General features: G+C 67.2%; 15 protein-coding genes, 1 tRNA gene and 1 pseudogene. 9 read left to right on the forward strand and 8 right to left on the reverse strand.

Annotated elements, in window-relative coordinates; genetic code table 11:
- Positions 1–23: 23 nt before the first annotated feature.
- The gene (locus G481_RS0102035) at positions 24–755 is read right to left on the reverse strand and encodes a DUF3108 domain-containing protein (protein WP_028028520.1); all 732 of its coding nucleotides are present in this window, start codon (positions 753–755) and stop codon (positions 24–26) included.
- 140 nt (positions 756–895) lie between these two features.
- Between G481_RS0102035 and meaB the strand changes: the two genes are divergently transcribed.
- From meaB to ruvB, 4 genes are all read left to right on the forward strand, one after another.
- A complete protein-coding gene (gene meaB, locus G481_RS0102040; RefSeq protein WP_028028521.1) occupies positions 896–1,873 on the forward strand; it encodes a methylmalonyl Co-A mutase-associated GTPase MeaB in 978 nt (325 codons plus the stop codon).
- 11 nt (positions 1,874–1,884) lie between these two features.
- Positions 1,885–3,063 (forward strand): trans-sulfuration enzyme family protein, encoded by a 1,179-nt coding sequence (locus G481_RS0102045; RefSeq protein WP_154664499.1) that lies wholly within the window; start codon positions 1,885–1,887, stop codon positions 3,061–3,063.
- An 88-nt stretch (positions 3,064–3,151) separates the two neighbouring features.
- Positions 3,152–4,216, forward strand: a complete 1,065-nt coding sequence (locus G481_RS0102050) for a sensor histidine kinase (RefSeq protein ID WP_425402448.1) — start codon at positions 3,152–3,154, stop codon at positions 4,214–4,216.
- Between the two features lie 174 nt (positions 4,217–4,390).
- A complete protein-coding gene (gene ruvB, locus G481_RS0102055) occupies positions 4,391–5,419 on the forward strand; it encodes a Holliday junction branch migration DNA helicase RuvB (RefSeq protein ID WP_028028524.1) in 1,029 nt (342 codons plus the stop codon).
- A gap of 252 nt (positions 5,420–5,671) precedes the next feature.
- Here ruvB and G481_RS0102060 read toward each other — a convergent pair whose 3' ends face one another.
- Positions 5,672–6,322 (reverse strand): GntR family transcriptional regulator, encoded by a 651-nt coding sequence (locus G481_RS0102060; RefSeq protein ID WP_028028525.1) that lies wholly within the window; start codon positions 6,320–6,322, stop codon positions 5,672–5,674.
- A gap of 30 nt (positions 6,323–6,352) precedes the next feature.
- The gene (locus G481_RS0102065; RefSeq protein WP_028028526.1) at positions 6,353–7,045 is read right to left on the reverse strand and encodes a M48 family metallopeptidase; all 693 of its coding nucleotides are present in this window, start codon (positions 7,043–7,045) and stop codon (positions 6,353–6,355) included.
- Positions 7,046–7,155: 110 nt separating this feature from the next.
- Between G481_RS0102065 and G481_RS0102070 the strand changes: the two genes are divergently transcribed.
- Positions 7,156–7,479 (forward strand): TIGR02300 family protein, encoded by a 324-nt coding sequence (locus tag G481_RS0102070; RefSeq protein WP_028028527.1) that lies wholly within the window; start codon positions 7,156–7,158, stop codon positions 7,477–7,479.
- Positions 7,480–7,591: 112 nt separating this feature from the next.
- Positions 7,592–7,667: transfer RNA gene (locus G481_RS0102075), tRNA-Ala, on the forward strand.
- Between the two features lie 602 nt (positions 7,668–8,269).
- Here the strand turns inward: G481_RS0102075 and G481_RS26610 are convergent.
- Together G481_RS26610 and G481_RS25805 are read right to left on the reverse strand one after the other, a co-directional pair.
- A complete protein-coding gene (locus tag G481_RS26610) occupies positions 8,270–8,545 on the reverse strand; it encodes a hypothetical protein (protein ID WP_245594910.1) in 276 nt (91 codons plus the stop codon).
- Between the two features lie 216 nt (positions 8,546–8,761).
- Positions 8,762–8,926 carry a hypothetical protein gene (locus G481_RS25805; protein WP_154664501.1) on the reverse strand — a complete coding sequence of 55 codons (165 nt, stop codon included), beginning with the start codon at positions 8,924–8,926 and terminating at the stop codon, positions 8,762–8,764.
- 500 nt (positions 8,927–9,426) lie between these two features.
- Between G481_RS25805 and gstA the strand changes: the two genes are divergently transcribed.
- The gene (gene gstA, locus G481_RS0102095; protein ID WP_028028528.1) at positions 9,427–10,041 is read left to right on the forward strand and encodes a glutathione transferase GstA; all 615 of its coding nucleotides are present in this window, start codon (positions 9,427–9,429) and stop codon (positions 10,039–10,041) included.
- A 140-nt stretch (positions 10,042–10,181) separates the two neighbouring features.
- Here the strand turns inward: gstA and G481_RS0102100 are convergent, their stop codons facing one another.
- Positions 10,182–10,487 carry a YciI family protein gene (locus tag G481_RS0102100; RefSeq protein ID WP_051294241.1) on the reverse strand — a complete coding sequence of 102 codons (306 nt, stop codon included), beginning with the start codon at positions 10,485–10,487 and terminating at the stop codon, positions 10,182–10,184.
- A 74-nt stretch (positions 10,488–10,561) separates the two neighbouring features.
- Between G481_RS0102100 and G481_RS22620 the strand changes: the two are divergent.
- Positions 10,562–10,936 (forward strand): annotated as a pseudogene (locus tag G481_RS22620) (transposase); the annotation flags it as partial.
- A 446-nt stretch (positions 10,937–11,382) separates the two neighbouring features.
- Positions 11,383–12,393 (forward strand): tRNA dihydrouridine(20/20a) synthase DusA, encoded by a 1,011-nt coding sequence (gene dusA, locus G481_RS0102110; RefSeq protein ID WP_281171633.1) that lies wholly within the window; start codon positions 11,383–11,385, stop codon positions 12,391–12,393.
- Here the strand turns inward: dusA and G481_RS22625 are convergent.
- Both G481_RS22625 and mfd read right to left on the reverse strand, forming a co-directional pair.
- Positions 12,390–13,166 (reverse strand): heme-dependent oxidative N-demethylase family protein, encoded by a 777-nt coding sequence (locus G481_RS22625; RefSeq protein WP_051294242.1) that lies wholly within the window; start codon positions 13,164–13,166, stop codon positions 12,390–12,392. The genes dusA and G481_RS22625 overlap by 4 nt on opposite strands.
- On the reverse strand, positions 13,163–16,750 hold the full coding sequence (gene mfd, locus G481_RS22630) for a transcription-repair coupling factor (protein WP_084450586.1): 3,588 nt from the start codon (positions 16,748–16,750) through the stop codon (positions 13,163–13,165). The genes G481_RS22625 and mfd overlap by 4 nt, the downstream gene beginning before the upstream one ends.

Genomic DNA, 16,750 nt, shown 5'->3' on the forward strand with positions numbered 1-16,750 from the left:
GCAGCGCCGGGAAGGTTCTGCGCCTAGCGCCGCACCAGGCGCGCGCTGCCATAAAGGCTGTCCATCGTCACCTTGACCACCCGCATGGTGCCGTTGGACGCCGGGCTGTACTGCAGCTGGAACGGGAAATTCGTGCGCTCGGCCATTTCCTTGGGGCTGAAGCCTGCCACGCGGATATATTCGCCATCGCAGATCACGCCGTCCCCGGCTGGCCGCGGCGTCAGGGTGCGCACCTGCATGCGATAGCGCCCGTCATACAGCGTCAGGTCGGACTGGCATTCCTGCCCGGGGGGCACATCGCGCAGCGTGGCATAGATCGCAGTCAGCGTGTCGATGGTGCCGCGTTGCTTGCCCGGGTCGGCATCGGTGTCGCGGGCGGGCTTGGGCGGGTCCTGCCGTTCGATCCGGGGCAGGCCGCCGGACCAGACCACGACCTCTTCGGAATATTTCGACCCGATGCCGCCCGATTGTTCATAGCGGGCAGGCGACAGCCGGCCCGAGGACCGCGTGCCCTGCACCTTGGCATCGTAGTGCAGCTTGCGCAGCATCCCGGCCAGGCCCGTGGTGCGCACCGTCCCCGAGACGGCATAGGCGCTGTCGGTCTCGACCCCGGCAAAGACCAGCTCGCCCACCGCAATGCCGCGGATTTCCAGCGTGAACAGCGCATCTTGCCGCTTTTCCTGGGCAGGCGCGGGTTGGGCGGCCGCCAGCAGCAGCACGGCCAGCGGGGCGGCAAGGGTCAGGGCAGGGCGCATGGGCACTCCGGTTTGGGGCGCACCTCTGGACATGGCGCGTCGCTTGGGCACAGATACCCCCGGAAATGGCAGGGGGCACATGACATCTGCGTCACGCGCCCGCCATCGGCAAGGGTTTGCCAGAAGGGAAAGGTGGCGTGATGGAGCTTGATGTGCTGGCAGAGCGGCTTGCCGCAGGCGACCGGCGGGCCCTGGCCCGCGCGATCACGCTGGTGGAAAGTTCGCGCGCAGATCACCGCGCGCAGGCCGCCGCCTTGCTGGACCGGCTGGCGGGCCTTGGCCGTCAGGCGCTGCGGATCGGGTTATCGGGCACGCCGGGGGTGGGGAAATCCACCTTCATCGAGGCGTTCGGGCTGCATCTGACCGGCCTTGGCCTGCGGGTCGCGGTGCTGGCGGTCGATCCGAGTTCCGCGCGGTCGGGCGGCTCGATCCTGGGCGACAAGACGCGGATGGAATACCTCAGCCGCGATCCGAACGCCTATATCCGCCCCTCGCCCAGCCAGGCGCATCTGGGCGGCGTTGCCCGCCGCAGCCGCGAATCGGTCGCGCTGTGCGAGGCGGCAGGGTTCGATGTGGTGCTGGTGGAAACCGTGGGCGTCGGGCAATCCGAAACCATGGTGGCCGAAATGACCGACCTGTTCATCCTGCTGCTGGCCCCGGCCGGCGGGGACGAACTTCAAGGCGTCAAGCGCGGCATCATGGAGATGGCCGACATCATCCTGGTCAACAAGGCCGATGGCGATCTGAAACCCGTCGCCACCCGCACCGCCGCCGATTACGCGGGCGCCCTGCGCCTGCTGCGCAAGCGCCCGCAAGACCCCGAGGGCTTTCCCAAGGTTCTGACGGTTTCCGCCGTCGAAGGTGGCGGCATCGCCAAGGCCTGGGAAGAGATGACCGCCCTGGCCGACTGGCGCCGCGCGCAAGGTCACTGGGCCCGCCGCCGCGCCGAACAGGCCCGCCGCTGGTTCGAGGACGAGGTGCGCCAGGCCCTGCTGGCCCGACTGACCGAAGATCCCGCCCTGCGCGCCCGGATGGAAAGCGCGGGCCGGCGCGTCTCCGCCGGTGCGCTGTCGCCTGCTGCTGCGGCGCAGGACATCCTTTCCCACATGACGCCATGAAAGATCCACGCATGACCGATCCCAACCTGATCCGCCGCCAGCCATTCCCCGAGGGCCGCTCGCGCCCCGTGGCCTCGCCCATTCACCCGACGGTCGTCTGGGCGGCCGATACCCCGGACCAGCTGGACAATATCTATGAAAATCCCGGCACCGGCTTCACCTATGCCCGCGAAGCCCACCCGAACGCCGAGGCGCTGGCCCGGCGGCTGGATGCGCTGGAAGGCGGGCAGGGCGGTCTGGTGACCGGATCGGGCATGGCGGCCGTCACGGCGGCGCTGCTGGGCTGTCTGAAGGCCGGCGATCATGTGCTGGGGGGCGATCAGCTGTATGGCCGGTCCTTGCGGCTGATGGCCGAGACGCTGCCCGCGATGGGGATCGAGACCTCGCTGGCCGATCCGACCGATGCGGCGGCCTTTGCGCGGGGCCTGCGCCCCAATACCCGCGCCATCCTGATCGAAACGGTGTCGAACCCGACGCTGCGGGTGGCGGATGTGGCGGGCATTGCCGCGCTGGCGAAGGACCGCGGCATCCTGCTGCTGGTCGATTCAACCTTTTCCACCCCCCGCGCGGTGCGGGCGCTGGATCTGGGGGCCGATATCGTCATCCAGTCTGTGACCAAGCTGCTGGCGGGCCATTCCGATGTGACGCTGGGCTATGTGCTGGCCCGCGATCCGGCGCGGATGGCGGCGATCCGCACCCTGGCGGTGACCATGGGCCTGACGCCCAGCCCGTTCGATTGCTGGCTGGCGGAACGGGGCCTCTTTACCTTTGCCCTGCGCTATGATGCGGCGGAACGCAACGCGCGGGCGCTGGCCGATCACATTGCCGGTCTGCCGGGGGTTGCGCGGGTGATCTATCCGGGCCGGGCCGACCACCCTGACCACAACCGCGCCAGCGCCTTGCTGGGCGAGCGCACGGGCAACATGCTGTCCTTTGAACTGATCGGCGGGCGGGCTGCCGCCAATGCGCTGACCGCCGCCATGCCCGAGGTGCCCTTTGCGCCCACGCTGGGCGATGTGGCGACCACGCTGTCGCATCCGCCGTCCTCGTCGCACCGGGCGCTGAGCCCCGAAGCCCGCACGGCCATCGGCATCTCGGAAGGGTTCTTCCGCGTGTCGGTCGGGATCGAGGATGTCGAGATGCTCAAGGCCGACTTCACCCGCGGCATCGCGGCCGCCGCGGCGGTCTGAACCCGGACAGACAGGCCCGTCATGGGCCTGTTACCATCGGGTTGCAATACAGCGGAGCTGACAAGCCTGGGGCCGGACACGGGCCCGAATGCCGCGTGAACTGGGGGACGACATGGACAGCCCGATCGACGACCGCACGATGTCCGACCTGCTGGCGGCGGTGCCGATGCCGATGGTCGCGATCGGGCCGGATGCCCGCATCCTGATGCTGAACGCGCCGGCGCGGGCGGTGCTGGGCGAATGTATCGGCACGCATTACCTGATCGTCATCCGCCAGCCCGAACCTGTGGCGGCGCTTGAACGGGTTCTGGCCGGGGGCGAGGGCGGCGCGGTGCGCTGGCGCGCCACTGGTCCGGGGCGCGATACGATCTATCGCGGAACGGTGTCGCGGGTGACGGGGCTGGGCGTCACGCTGGCCTTCGAGGACATTTCGGAACTGGAACAGGCCGCCGACATGCGCCGCGATTTCGTGGCCAATGTCAGCCACGAGCTGCGCACCCCGCTGACCGCCCTTCTGGGCTTCATCGAAACCCTGCGCGGCGCGGCCAAGGACGATCCTGCCGCGCGCGAGCGGTTCCTGGGCATCATGGAGCGCGAGGCGCTGCGCATGAACCGGCTGGTCGCCGACCTGCTGTCGCTCAGCCGGGTCGAGGCCGAGGAACGGGTGCGCCCGACCGCGCAGATCGATCTGGCGGGGCTGGCGTCCTCGGTGCTTGCCACGCTGCGCGGCGTGGCCGAGGGCGCGGGCGTCGCGCTGGAACTCGACGTGGCGCCAGGGCTGCCCACGGTGCCGGGGGACGGCGACCAGATTACCCAGGTGCTGCACAACCTGGTTGAAAACGCGGTGAAATATGGCGCAAGCGGCGGCAAGGTCCGGGTCGAGCTGCGCGCTGTGTCCCAGCATCCGCAATTGCGCGGGCCGGGCGTGTCGGTTGCAGTGATCGACCAGGGCGAGGGGATCGACCCGATGCACCTGCCGCGCCTGACCGAACGGTTCTACCGCGTCGACAGCCACCGCTCGCGCGAGAAGGGCGGCACGGGGCTGGGGCTGGCCATCGTCAAGCACATCGTCAACCGCCATCGCGGGCGGCTGAAGGTCGAAAGCGAAAAGGGCAAGGGCAGCCGGTTCGAGATTGTCCTGCCCGTCCACTGACGCGGCAAGGGCTGCGGCGTCCTGCGCCGACCAACCGCGGCGCGTCTGCCAGCGGCGCCCCTGGACGCACACGCCGGCCGACAGCTCGCAGCGCGTCACGGCGGCCGGTTCCGTCTGACAGCCCCCGTCTGACAGCCCTTGTAAAACCCCCGGCGTTCCGCGATTGTTCCGGCCATGACGCAGCCCGACCCTACCCTTCGCCCAGACCGCCAGCCCGAAGACCAGGACCGCGCCCTGCGGCCCGAGCGGCTGGAGGATTTCATCGGTCAGCAAGAGGCGCGGGCAAACCTGCGGGTGTTCATCGAATCGGCCCGGATGCGGGGCGAGGCGATGGACCACACGCTGTTTCACGGCCCCCCCGGTCTGGGCAAGACCACGCTGGCGCAGATCATGGCGCGCGAACTGGGCGTGGGGTTTCGCATGACCTCGGGGCCGGTTCTGGCCAAGGCGGGCGATCTGGCCGCGATCCTGACCAACCTTGAACCTCGCGATGTGCTGTTCATCGACGAAATCCACCGCCTGTCACCCGTCGTCGAGGAAGTGCTCTATCCTGCGATGGAGGATTTCGCGCTGGATCTGGTCATCGGTGAAGGGCCGGCGGCGCGGACGGTGCGGATCGATCTGCAACCCTTCACGCTGGTCGGGGCGACGACGCGGCTGGGCCTGCTGACGACGCCGCTGCGCGACCGCTTCGGCATTCCGACCCGGCTGCAATTCTACACCATCGACGAGCTGGACCTGATCGTCACCCGCGGCGCGCGCCTTCTGGGTGTGCCCTCGGACCCCGAGGGCACCTGGGAAATCGCCCGCCGCGCCCGCGGCACCCCGCGCATCGCCGGCCGGCTGCTGCGCCGGGTGGTCGATTTTGCGCTGGTCGAAGGCGACGGGCGACTGACCCAAGCGATTGCCGATCGCGCGCTGACCCGGCTGGGGGTGGATGATCTGGGGCTTGATGGCGCCGACCGGCGCTATCTGCTGCTGCTGGCCGAAAATTATGGCGGCGGTCCGGTCGGGGTGGAAACCATCGCGGCTGCCCTTTCCGAATCGCGCGATGCGATCGAAGAGGTGATCGAGCCCTATCTGCTGCAACAGGGCCTGATCCAGCGCACCCCGCGCGGCCGGATGCTGGCAGCCAAGGCCTGGCGCCACCTGGGCCTTGCTGCGCCGCGCGGACCAGGGCAGAGCGATCTGTTCGACGGCTGACGCGCGCCGGATGGGCAAGCGCGCGGCGCCCTCATGTTTCGCCTTGATCCAAATATCCCCGCCGGAGGCTCTGACCTTTCCACCAGAGAGCGGCCGGAAGTTGGGGCCCGATGCTGTCACAGGCCCGGCGGCACCCGAGGCTTGCTAACCTCTGTCATGTCCCTGGCCCCGGCTGCGGAAGCCTCCGGCGGGGATATTTGGATCAAGGCGAAATGCGCGCCTGAAGCGGAAAGGCGTCTGGCGCGGGCGGCCTCACGCTGCCAGATGCCGCAATCCTTGCGTCACATCCGTGCGCACCGCCAGCCGGAGCCCAGGTTCATCGCCCGCGCGCAGGGCGGCAAGGATGTGGCGATGGTGCTGCGGCGGCTCGTTGCGGCGCAGTCTGGCGTAAAGCGCGCGCATCGTCGGCCCCAGTTGCAGCCAGACCGTCTCGCAGATCGCCAGCATCGCCGGGGCCTGGGCGCGCAGATAAAGTGTGCGGTGGAATTCCAGGTTGGTGCGGATATAGGCGACCGCATCCTGCCGGGCCACCGCCTCGGCATTGAGGGTGTTGATCGCGGCCAGCCGGTCGATCAGCGCGAAATGGGCGCGGGGCAGGGCGCGGGCGGCCATCTCGGGTTCGATCAGCGCGCGAATCGCGGCCAGCTCCTCGATTCGCTCGGGGGTCAGTTCCGGCGTCGAGACCCGGCCCGAAGAGGACAGCGTCAGCGCCCCTTCAGCCACCAGCCGTTGCAGCGCCTCGCGCACCGGGGTGACGGAAATGCCGTGCTGTTCGGCCAGTCCGCGCAGGGTCAGCGCCTGACCGGGCGCGATTTCGCCGTGCATCACCTGGCTGCGCAAGACGCGATACAGGCGGTCATGCGCAGAGAGGGCGGAATCGGATGGGCGGGCTCGGATCACCATGATGCCATTGTCGGACCGGCGCGGGGGCGGTCAATCCTGAAAGCGCCAGCCGTGCAGCGCCGATCCATGGGTCTTGAGCCAGCGCCGCGGTGCCTCGTAGCCCGGCAGCAGCCCCGAGACCACCGCCCAGTAGCGCGGCGAATGGTTCATCTCGGCCAGATGCGCGACCTCATGGGCCGCGACATAGTCCAGCACTTCGGGCGGGGCCATGATCAGGCGCCAGCTGAACATCAGCCCGCCTGCCGCCGTGCAGGACCCCCAGCGCGACCGGGTATCGCGCAAGGTGATCCCGCTATGGCGCCGCCCCAGCGTGGCCGTATGGCGCGCAACCGACGATTCGATGCGGCTGCGCGCCAGAACGCGCAGGAAGGTCGCGACGCGCACCCCGGTCTGCGCCGGATCGCCTGGCACGATGAGCCCATCGGCGGACAGGCGCACGGCCCCGCGCGCAGGGCCTTGCACGATCGGACGCGCGATTCCCTCGACCGGCAGCAGGGCGCCGGGGGCCACACGCGCGGCCTGCGGAACCCTGGCAAGCGCCGCCGCGATCCATTCGGCGCGCGAGCGGGCAAAGGCCAGACCTTCCGATTCGCGCACCCGGGGCGGCAGCGTCAGCGTGACCTGGCCATCCAGCCCCGAAACCCGAAGCGAGATTCGCCGCGCCTGCGCCGATCGGCGCAGCGCGATGTCGATCTGGGGCGGCCCGCCGGGTGGGCCGGGAATGCGTGCCATGGGTCTTCCCTGAATTTCACCATCTAGGGATTTGACAGGCGGCGGGGGTTGTGACAAGGGATCGCGACTCTAGCCCATCCATCTCTTGCAAGGGAAAGACCATGCCCAAGGCAGAATGGGGCACGAAGCGCATTTGCCCGACCACCGGGAAACGCTTCTACGACCTCAACCGCACCCCGATCGTCAGCCCCTATACTGGCGAGATCGTCGATATCGAGATCGTCCGCCGCAAGGCCGCCGGCGCCATCATCGCGCAGGAGGCGAAATCGTCGGCCATCATGGACGACGATCTGGATGCGGATGATCTGATCGAATCCGATTCCGATGACGCGGATCTGGACGAAGAGCTGCTGGAAGACGACGACGACGAGACCGTCTCGCTGGACGATCTTGCCGATGTTGCCGGCGGCGAGGACGACGTCTGAGAAATCGTTACGGGGGGTGCATTTTTCCTCTTGCAGCCCCCCGGCGAACCGCCTAAACACCCCCTCACGAGGCGACGGTAACGGAAACGGATCGCAGCTTCGGACCTCCGGTGGGGCCATAGCTCAGTTGGGAGAGCGCTTGAATGGCATTCAAGAGGTCAGGGGTTCGACTCCCCTTGGCTCCACCAAACAAAACTAAGACTTACGATGCAAAAGACCCCGCCCACCGGCGGGGTTTTTGCTTTGGGGGACCAGCCGGGGAACAGGACAACCCGCCGGGGAACGACCCGGACTCGGGTCCTGTCCGAACAGCCTGTCAAAGCGGGCAGGGGCGGCCTGCACTTGCCGATTGCCAGCCTGCCGGCTGCGTATGCCGCCTTTCCCGCGCACGACATGCAGCAGAACTTGTCGCGGTGGCTCTTTCCCTGAAAGTTGACGCCGCACCACGCGCAGTTTCGACGGGCGCGCATCCGCTTCGCTGCAGTCTTGCAGTCCCGGCAGCAGTGAACCTGCGAATGGCGTGTTGGCCTGAAGGTGGTGGCGCAGTGCGGGCATGTCTTGTTGGCCGCCAGCAATCGCGGGCGACAGGACGCGGAACAATAAGCGGCATCTGCCCGCCGATGGGGTGAAATCTCCACCCCGCAGGTTGCACAGGTTCGGCCAGCCTTCTCATCAAGTAAAGCTTGCGATGTCAGGCTGTTGAAGTATGCCCTCTGGCAACGCTTGCCGCAGAACGAACGATTGGCCCTCACGTTGCCGAGTTCGCAGCCGCAATGTTCGCAGCGCGCAGTCAGATCCAGTGATACCCGCGCTTCTTCACTATGTGATCGAACAGATGGTCCTCGTTGGCCTCCTTGATCCTGTTGAGGTTCTTGTTGTGGGCATCCGCGCACAGTTCCCCGCAGAACTTGTGATGCCCCTCGGGCAATGGCTTGTGACAGCGAACGCAGCGGGTCCGCTCGATCAGGGTTCCGGCTTCCACGGTCCATTCCAGTTGCCCCTCGTTCCAGGTCGGCCGGGTGGCGTTCACCCGGCGGAAAGCATCGTCCATCAGATCGCGCGCCATGGCGTTGGCATCGGGCCAGCGCCAGCCCTGCAGGCACAGGTCAGACCGGATCGTATGGCGCAGCGGGCCTTCCAGCCCGAACAGCGTGGCGGTGGCGCCGCCTCGACGGCCAGCCGGCCAGCCCTTTCACCAGCGCCTCGAACCGCCCGGGCCCGGGTCGCCCGCGCAGGGCGTCCCGTTTGCGCCGCGCGCGCTTGAAGTCGCGGGCGGTCGCGTTCATCCGGTCACCAGGTCGGACAGTGCGGCGCTGATCGCGTGAATGCTGACCGGCGGCAGGGTTGCGACGCCTTCGGGCACCTTGGCCCGCTGCGCGCCCGCAAGCCAGGCCGCGTCCATGTCCATCAGGATGGTGACACGCCGCGGACCCAGCAGCAGGCGCATCAGGCGGGAGGCTTGCAGGGCAGGGGCTGTCCTGTCAACGCCATGGGCGGGATTATGTGGCCCCCGAAGCCGAGGCCCGCGAGCTGGGGCTGTGGGCCAGGGGACTTCATGATGCCCCGGGATTGGTGCGCGGGCGACAGACAAGACCGGACGCCCGCGATAGTTCTGGCACAAGGAGGCAAGGGCGCTTTGTGATTGAGGATGTCTTTCGCCAACCTGCTGCGCCGCTCTGATCGCATATCAGGCCAGTGCAAGAACCACCTCGGCGTCCTGACTGTCGTCGGGTTCGTAAGTCCGGGCGTCCGCCTTGGCTCCGACCGAAAGGGCCGCCATCAGATCCTCGCCTGCGTCAGAGGGGCGCCCCCCTGCTCTGCGCCGCGCAATCATGCACAGCGACTGCGCATGATTGCGCGGCTGGTGACGGCTGGCATCCTCCAGCCGAAGTGCTAGCGTCGCCCACCGGCGGGATACACGGCCTGCCCGTTGTCAACGGAGACGTCATGAAACTTTACTATTCCCCCGGCGCCTGTTCGCTGGCCTGCCACATCACGCTGGCCGAAACCGGGAAGCCCTTTGCGATCGAACGCGCCGACCTGCGCAGCAAGACCACCGAGACGGGTGCCGATTTTGCCGCGATCACCCCGCGCGGCGCCGTCCCGGCGCTGGAGCTTGATTCGGGCGAGGTTCTGACCGAAGGCGTTGCGATCATGCAGTTCGTGACCGACAACCTGACGCCGGGCGCGCTGCCCGCTCAGGGCACGCTGGAACGCGCACGCCTGCAGGAGACGCTGAACTTCATCGCCACCGAGGTTCACAAGACCTATGGCCCCTTCTTCCGCGGCCTCGAGGGCGCGGCACGCGAGGCACAGATCGCCCTTCTGAACCAGCGCCTGGCCCTGGTCGAGGCGCGTCTGGCTGACGGGCGCGACTGGGTGATGGGCGCCGCCTATTCGCCTGCAGATGCCTATCTGTTCACGGTGACCAACTGGTCGGCCTATATCCAGCACGATCTGTCGGCCTATCCGCACCTCAACGCGCTGCGGGCCCGCATTGCCGCCCGCCCCGCCGTGATCGCAGCGATGAAGGCCGAGGGCCTGCTGAAGGACGCCGCCTGAGCGCCGAAAAAGGGCACCCTCCAAGGGTGCCCTTGCCCGGACAGGTTGACCGCCCCGACCGTGCGTCCGGCGTGGTTGCCTCAGGACTGCCTGCAAATCGCGGCATGGCTGAGGCGCCGCTGCGACCAGCCGGGCGCGTCCTACAGGCTGACAGCACCAAAGACCGGCGCCTTGCCCCATGCATACAGCCGATAGGATTTCCTTACCCCGTGGCGGTAGAAGGGGTCGTTTTCGCACAGCGCAGCCGCATCCGCGCGGGATGAGGCCTCCAGAACCCAGGCACCGCCGCAAGTGCCGCCCTCGGGTTCGTCGCGCAGCGCCCCGGCCAACAAGATGCCGTGCTCATTCGACGAGAGGTAGTCGAGGTGATCCTTGGCGAATTGCTTGCGCACCAACGACGATTGTTCTTCGGGTTGGTCCTCAAAAATTGCCAACCAGCGTGCCATGGGCGTCTCCTGTCGATGGGTCATTTTCCGAGGTCAGGTCCTGTCAGATCGACCTGCGAGGCTCAACCCCCGGCATGGACTGGCACACCCGGACGGGGCTAGCCTTGCGGGTATGGAACACACTCGAGGCCGACTTCTGCGTCGAGGCGCTGAACGAGGCGATCCACCGCTTCGGCCCGCCCGAGATCATGAACACCGATCAGGGCAGCCAGTTCACGTCCTTCGCATGGACCGACCGGCTGAAACGGATCGGCACTCGGATCTCGATGGACGGCAAGGGTCGCTGCATCGACAACATCTTCATCGAACGCCTATGGCGGTCCTTGAAGTATGAATGCGTCTACCTGCACGCTTGGGAAACCGAATCGCAGGCCAAGGCCGGGATCGGGCGCTGGGTCACCTTCTGTAGCCATCATCGCCCCCACACCGCCCATGGAGGCCAACCGCCCGCCGTGGTCTGCTTCAACGATCAGCAGGTGCAGGCAGTAGCTTGAATCACCCGGAAATCTGTCCAAAGATCGCGTAGCAGCCCAGATGGCCAGCGGTTCCCAGGTGTAGCGTTCGATCGCTTTGGACAGCGGAGGATCAGCTACGTTCAGCTCCTCCAAGGCACCTGGTTTTGCGCGCTTTCTCGCGCTTCCTTTATCAGGTCGGTTGCGGCAGGCCGCCTGTCAAAGGTCGTCGTGCCATGATAGGAGCTTCCGTCTCGCATCCCTCGCACGCGCGCAAGATAGCTGCGGCCATCCGTTCGCTTGCGTCGATTGATCGAGCCCATGAACACCTGCTGACTTGGTACATGGGAATCCTATCTGGTACATTGTGCCAAGTTCAGCGTCGAAATCGGCGTATCCGGGACAGAACAGGCCAGAACGAGACAAAGGTAAGGCGAAGATAAGTGGCTGATAAAATTAAAGAACATGATTTATCAACGGCCGCCCGCCTGTCCGTCGCGCCTATGATGGACTGGACGGATCGGCACTGCCGCGCCTTTCACCGCACCCTGTCGCGGCGCGCGCAGCTGTGGACAGAGATGGTCACCGCGCCGGCGGTGATTCATGGCGATCGTGCGCGGCTGCTGGGGTTCGATGCGGCCGAGCATCCCGTGGTGCTGCAACTGGGCGGATCGGACCCCGCGCAGCTGGCGCAGGCGGCGGCGATCGGGGCGGATTTCGGCTATGACGAGATCAACCTCAATTGCGGCTGTCCGTCGGATCGGGTGCAGTCGGGGTGCTTTGGCGCCGTGCTGATGGAGCGTCCTGCGCTGGTGGCCGAATGTGTGGCGGCGATGATCGCAGCCCAGCCGCGCCCGGTGACGGTGAAATGCCGGATCGGGGTTGACGATCAGGTGCCCGAGGAGGTCTTGCCCGCCTTTCTGGAAACCGTCGCGGCCGCCGGTGTGCGGCATTTCGTGATCCATGCCCGCAAGGCTTGGCTGCAAGGCCTCAGCCCCAAGGAAAACCGCGAGATCCCGCCCTTGAACCACCCGCTGGTGGTCGAGATGAAGTGCGCCTTTCCGCATCTGGAGATTTGCCTCAACGGGGGGCTGACCTCGCTGGGTCAGGTGCCGGATCTGCTGGCGCGGGGGCTGGACGGGGCGATGTTCGGGCGGGCGGCCTATCATGACCCGTCCTCGGTGCTCTTGGGGGCCGATAGCGCGCTGTGGGGGGCGGATGATCCCGTTGCCACCCCGCAGCAGGCCGCCGAGGCGATGCGCCCCTATATCGCGCGGCATCTGGAACGCGGCGGGCGGCTGCATCAGGTGACGCGGCACATGCTGGGCCTGTTCACCGGGCGGCCCGGCGCACGGTCCTGGCGGCGGCTGCTGTCCGAGGCAGGCGGGCGGCCCGGATCAGGGCTGGCGGACTATGATGCGGCGCTCGCCTCGGTGGTGGCGCACGCAGCCTAGGGGTGGAGCGCGCGAAAGGCCTCAAGCGCGGCCGGGTCCACGTCATCGACATGGACAACAGTGGTGTGGATGGAAAACACCACGGCGCGGGTTTTCGGAAGTCTGACAAGGCATTGGCGCTCAGACCTCAGGTGGTTTCTGGACTGGGGCCTCGGGCGGCGCTCGCCCTCGCGGCGCGGCTGGTAAAGCGCCGGGTCCTCATACAGCAAGGCATTGGCGCGCCACAGCGGCTGTTCGGGACGCACGGCATCGAACAGGCGCTGCACGCGGGCGGCCAGCGCATCGTCATACACCTCGACCGGGGTGTGAATGCCGGTCAGCGGGCGGCCGATCTTTTCCGCCAATGTCCAGCTGGCCGGAAAGCACAGGATGGCGCCCATCAGCGCGTGTTCGGGGCCGCTGGCAAGGTGGATGCAGAAATCTTCCTGCACCAGCCGGCCCAGGGTCAGCAAAGGGGCGCTGCGGTCCAGCAGGACGGTGACGCCATCGGGGCGCTGCACGCGATCGCCCTTGATCACATGGCCAAGCGCCGGAAGGGCCGTCAGCACCAGATCCAGCAACTCTTGCGCCGCAGGTTCAGCTTCGGGGTGCAAGGCATGGATGGCATGCGGGATTTCCCGAATCAGCCGGTCACGTTCGGCCATCTGGCCGGAAAAGGCCTCGTCCAGGCGCAGCCAGTCGCCGGGCGCGACGGGCTGGATGCCGGGCAGCCGCGCGGTGGCCGGCTGCATCCAGGGCATCTGCGGCAGGCGGCGTTGCAGGATCGGGGTCACTTGCGCCGTCCGGGGAAGATCGGCTTGTCGCGCGGCCCCAGCTTGCGCCGTTCCACCGGCACGGCGCGCGGCATCGGTTTGACTGGCGGCGGCGGTGGTGGCGGCTTGGGGGCCGGACCGCTGGGGCGCGGCGGCTGTCTGGGCGCCGCGCCCGGCTTGGCGCGTTCGGCCAGATCGCGGGCGATGGCAAAGGCGCCCTTGATCTTGTCGGCTTCCGACGACCAGTCGCGGGCGATGACCAGCTTGTTGTCCTTGATCCTGGTGTGCTGCGGATCGGCCTGAAGATATTCCACCAACCCTGCAGGATTGGGGTATTTATCGCCGTGGAACTGGACGGTGGCGCCCTTGGGCCCGCCGTCCAGCCGCGCAATGCCGGCCTTCTTGCACATCGCCTTGATGCGCATGACCAGCAGAAGGGTGTTCACCTCGCGCGGGACGGGTCCGAAGCGGTCGATCAGCTCGGCGGCAAAGCCCTCCAGCTCCACCTTGCCCGAAAGGCCCGACAGGCGGCGGTAAAGCCCAAGGCGGACATCCAGATCCGGGACGTAATCCTCGGGGATCATGACAGGAACGCCCAGGTTGATCTGCGGCGACCAGTCGCTGTCCAGCGCTTGCGGCCCTTCGATCTCGCCGGATTTGATCTTGGCGATCGTCTCTTCCAGCATGTGCTGGTAAAGTTCGAACCCGACCTCCTTGATATGGCCGGATTGTTCCTCGCCCAGAAGGTTCCCTGCGCCGCGCTGGTCCAGATCGTGCGAGGCAAGCGTAAACCCGGCGCCCAGGCTGTCAAAGCTGGCCAGAAGTTTCAGCCGCTTTTCTGCCTGCGGCGTCAAGGGCATACGCGGCTTTGTTGTCAGATAGCAATAGGCGCGGGTCTTGGACCGGCCGACACGGCCGCGGATCTGGTAAAGCTGCGACAGGCCGAACATGTCGGCCCGATGCACGATCATCGTGTTGGCGGTGGGAATATCCAGACCGCTTTCGACGATGGTGGTGGCCAGCAGAACATCGGCCTTGCCATCGTAGAAATCGTTCATTCTCTGATCCAGATCGCCGGCCGCAAGCTGACCATTGGCGGTGATGACCGACACTTCGGGCACGTTCTCGCGCAGGAAGTCCTCGATATCCGGCAGATCCGAGATGCGAGGAACGACGAAGAAGCTCTGGCCACCACGGTATTTTTCCCGCAGCAGGGCCTCGCGGATCGTCACGGTGTCGAATTCCGACACATAGGTGCGGATCGCCAGACGGTCGACAGGGGGCGTTGCGATGATCGACAGATCGCGCACCCCGGACAGCGACAGTTGCAGCGTGCGCGGGATCGGCGTTGCGGTCAGGGTCAGGACATGGACATCGGATCGCAGTTCCTTCAGCCGTTCCTTGTGGGCGACGCCAAAGTGCTGTTCCTCGTCGATGATCAGCAGGCCAAGGCGCATGAACTTGACCGCCTGGGCCAGAACCGCATGGGTGCCGACCACGATATCGACGGTGCCATCGGCAAGGCCTGCGCGGGTGGCCGATGCCTCCTTTGCGGTAACAAAGCGCGATAGTGGCCTGACGTTCAAGGGAAACCCCCGGAACCTTTCGGCAAAGGACCGATAATGCTGACGCGCCAGCAGCGTGGTAGGCGCGATCACTGCGACCTGCAGCCCCGCCATGGCGGCCACAAAGGCCGCGCGCATCGCGACCTCGGTCTTGCCAAAGCCGACATCGCCCACGACCAGCCGGTCCATGGGCGAGCCATTGGCCAGATCGTCCAGCACCGAGGCAATGGCGCCCAGCTGGTCATCGGTTTCCACATAGGGAAAGCGGGCGCAGAACGCATCCCACATGCCATCCGGCGGGATCAGGACGGGCGCCGCGCGCAGGTGGCGCTCGGCCGCGACGCGCATCAGGCGGTCGGCAATCTCGCGGATGCGTTCCTTCAGCCGCGCCTTGCGCGCCTGCCAGGCCCCGCCGCCCAGCTTGTCCAGCAGGCCTTCCTCATGCCCGTAACGGCTGAGAAGCTCGATATTCTCGACCGGCAGATAGAGGCGGTCACCGCCAGCATATTCCAGCGCCAGGCAATCATGCGGCGCGCCCAGTGCGGTGATCGTCTCCAGCCCCTTGAAGCGGCCGATACCATGTTCGACATGCACCACCAGATCGCCGGGCGACAGGCTGGAGGCCTCGTTGAGGAAGTTCTCGGCCTTGCGCTTGCGGCGGGGGCGGCCGACCATGCGGTCGCCCAGGATGTCCTGTTCGGACACCACGGTCAGTCCGGGCGCCTCGAACCCTTCCTCCAGCGGCCAGATGACCAGATAAAGCCGCCCCTTGCCGGGCTGCGCTGCGGGCAGGGCGCGCAGATCGTCGACAAGTTCCGCCCCCGTCATGCCCTGATCGGCCAGAAGGCCGGCCATCCGCTCGCGCGAGCCTTCGGAATAGTGGGTCAGCACGACATGGCCCGCGCCCTTGCGCGTGCGGATATGGTCGGCGACGGCGGCGAACAGGTTGATCCCTTCGGCCTGACGTTCCGCGGCAAAGCTGCGCCCGCGCCGGGCGCCTGCGTCGATGACGCCGGGGCCGGGGGGCTGGGGCGCGCCGTGGAACTGGACGGTGCGGGAACCGGCCAGCGCGGCATCCCATGCAGCATCGTCCAGATACAGCAGGTCCGGCGGGCAGGGCTTGTAGACCGAATCCATCCGCCCCTTGGCCGCCATCGCCTCGCGCCGGGCATCGTATTGATCGGCAATCGCCTCCCAGCGGGCGGCGCGCATGGCGTCGGACTGATCGTCCAGCGTGATGGTCGCGCCGGGCAGATAGTCGAACAATGTCTCCAGCCGGTCCTGAAAGAACGGCAGCCAATGTTCCATCCCGGCGTGCTTGCGCCCCGCGCTGACGGATTCATACAGCGGATCGTCATTGCCGCCCGCGCCGAATTCCAGCCGATAGGTCTGGCGGAACCGGGTGATCGCGGCATCGTCCAGAATGACCTCGGACACTGGCGCCAGATCGACATGGGTCAGCCGATCGCCGGAACGCTGTGTTGCCGGGTCAAAGCGGCGGATCGCATCCAGCTGGTCGCCAAAGAAATCCAGCCGCAAGGGCGCATCCATCCCGGGCGGCCAGACATCGACAATCCCGCCGCGCAAGGCGCAATCGCCGGGCTCGGCCACGGTGGGGGATTGCACGAACCCCGCGCGCACCAGAAACGCGCGCAAGGCGCCCTCGTCCACCCGATCACCCACACGGGCCGCAAAGCTGGCCGATCGCACGGTGTCCCGCGCGGGCACGCGCTGGGTGGCCGCCGACAGCGTCGTGATCACGATGGGCGGCACCGGCAGCCCATGGGCCAGGCCCGCCAGCACCGCCATGCGCGCCGCCGACACCTCGGGGTTGGGCGAGATGCGGTCATAGGGCAGGCAGTCCCAGGCCGGAAAGGCCAGCACCAGCCGATCGGGCGCCAGCACGGCGAGAGCCGCGCGCATCGCCTCGGCGCGCTTGTCGTCGCGCGCGACATGGATCACCGGCGCCTTGGCCGCCTCGCGCAGCACCAAAGTGGCATCGAATCCCTCGGGCGCGCCCCCGGCAACGATCCGCGCCAT

It is taken from the genome of Gemmobacter nectariphilus DSM 15620, from assembly GCF_000429765.1.
GTDB lineage: Bacteria > Pseudomonadota > Alphaproteobacteria > Rhodobacterales > Rhodobacteraceae > Wagnerdoeblera > Wagnerdoeblera nectariphila.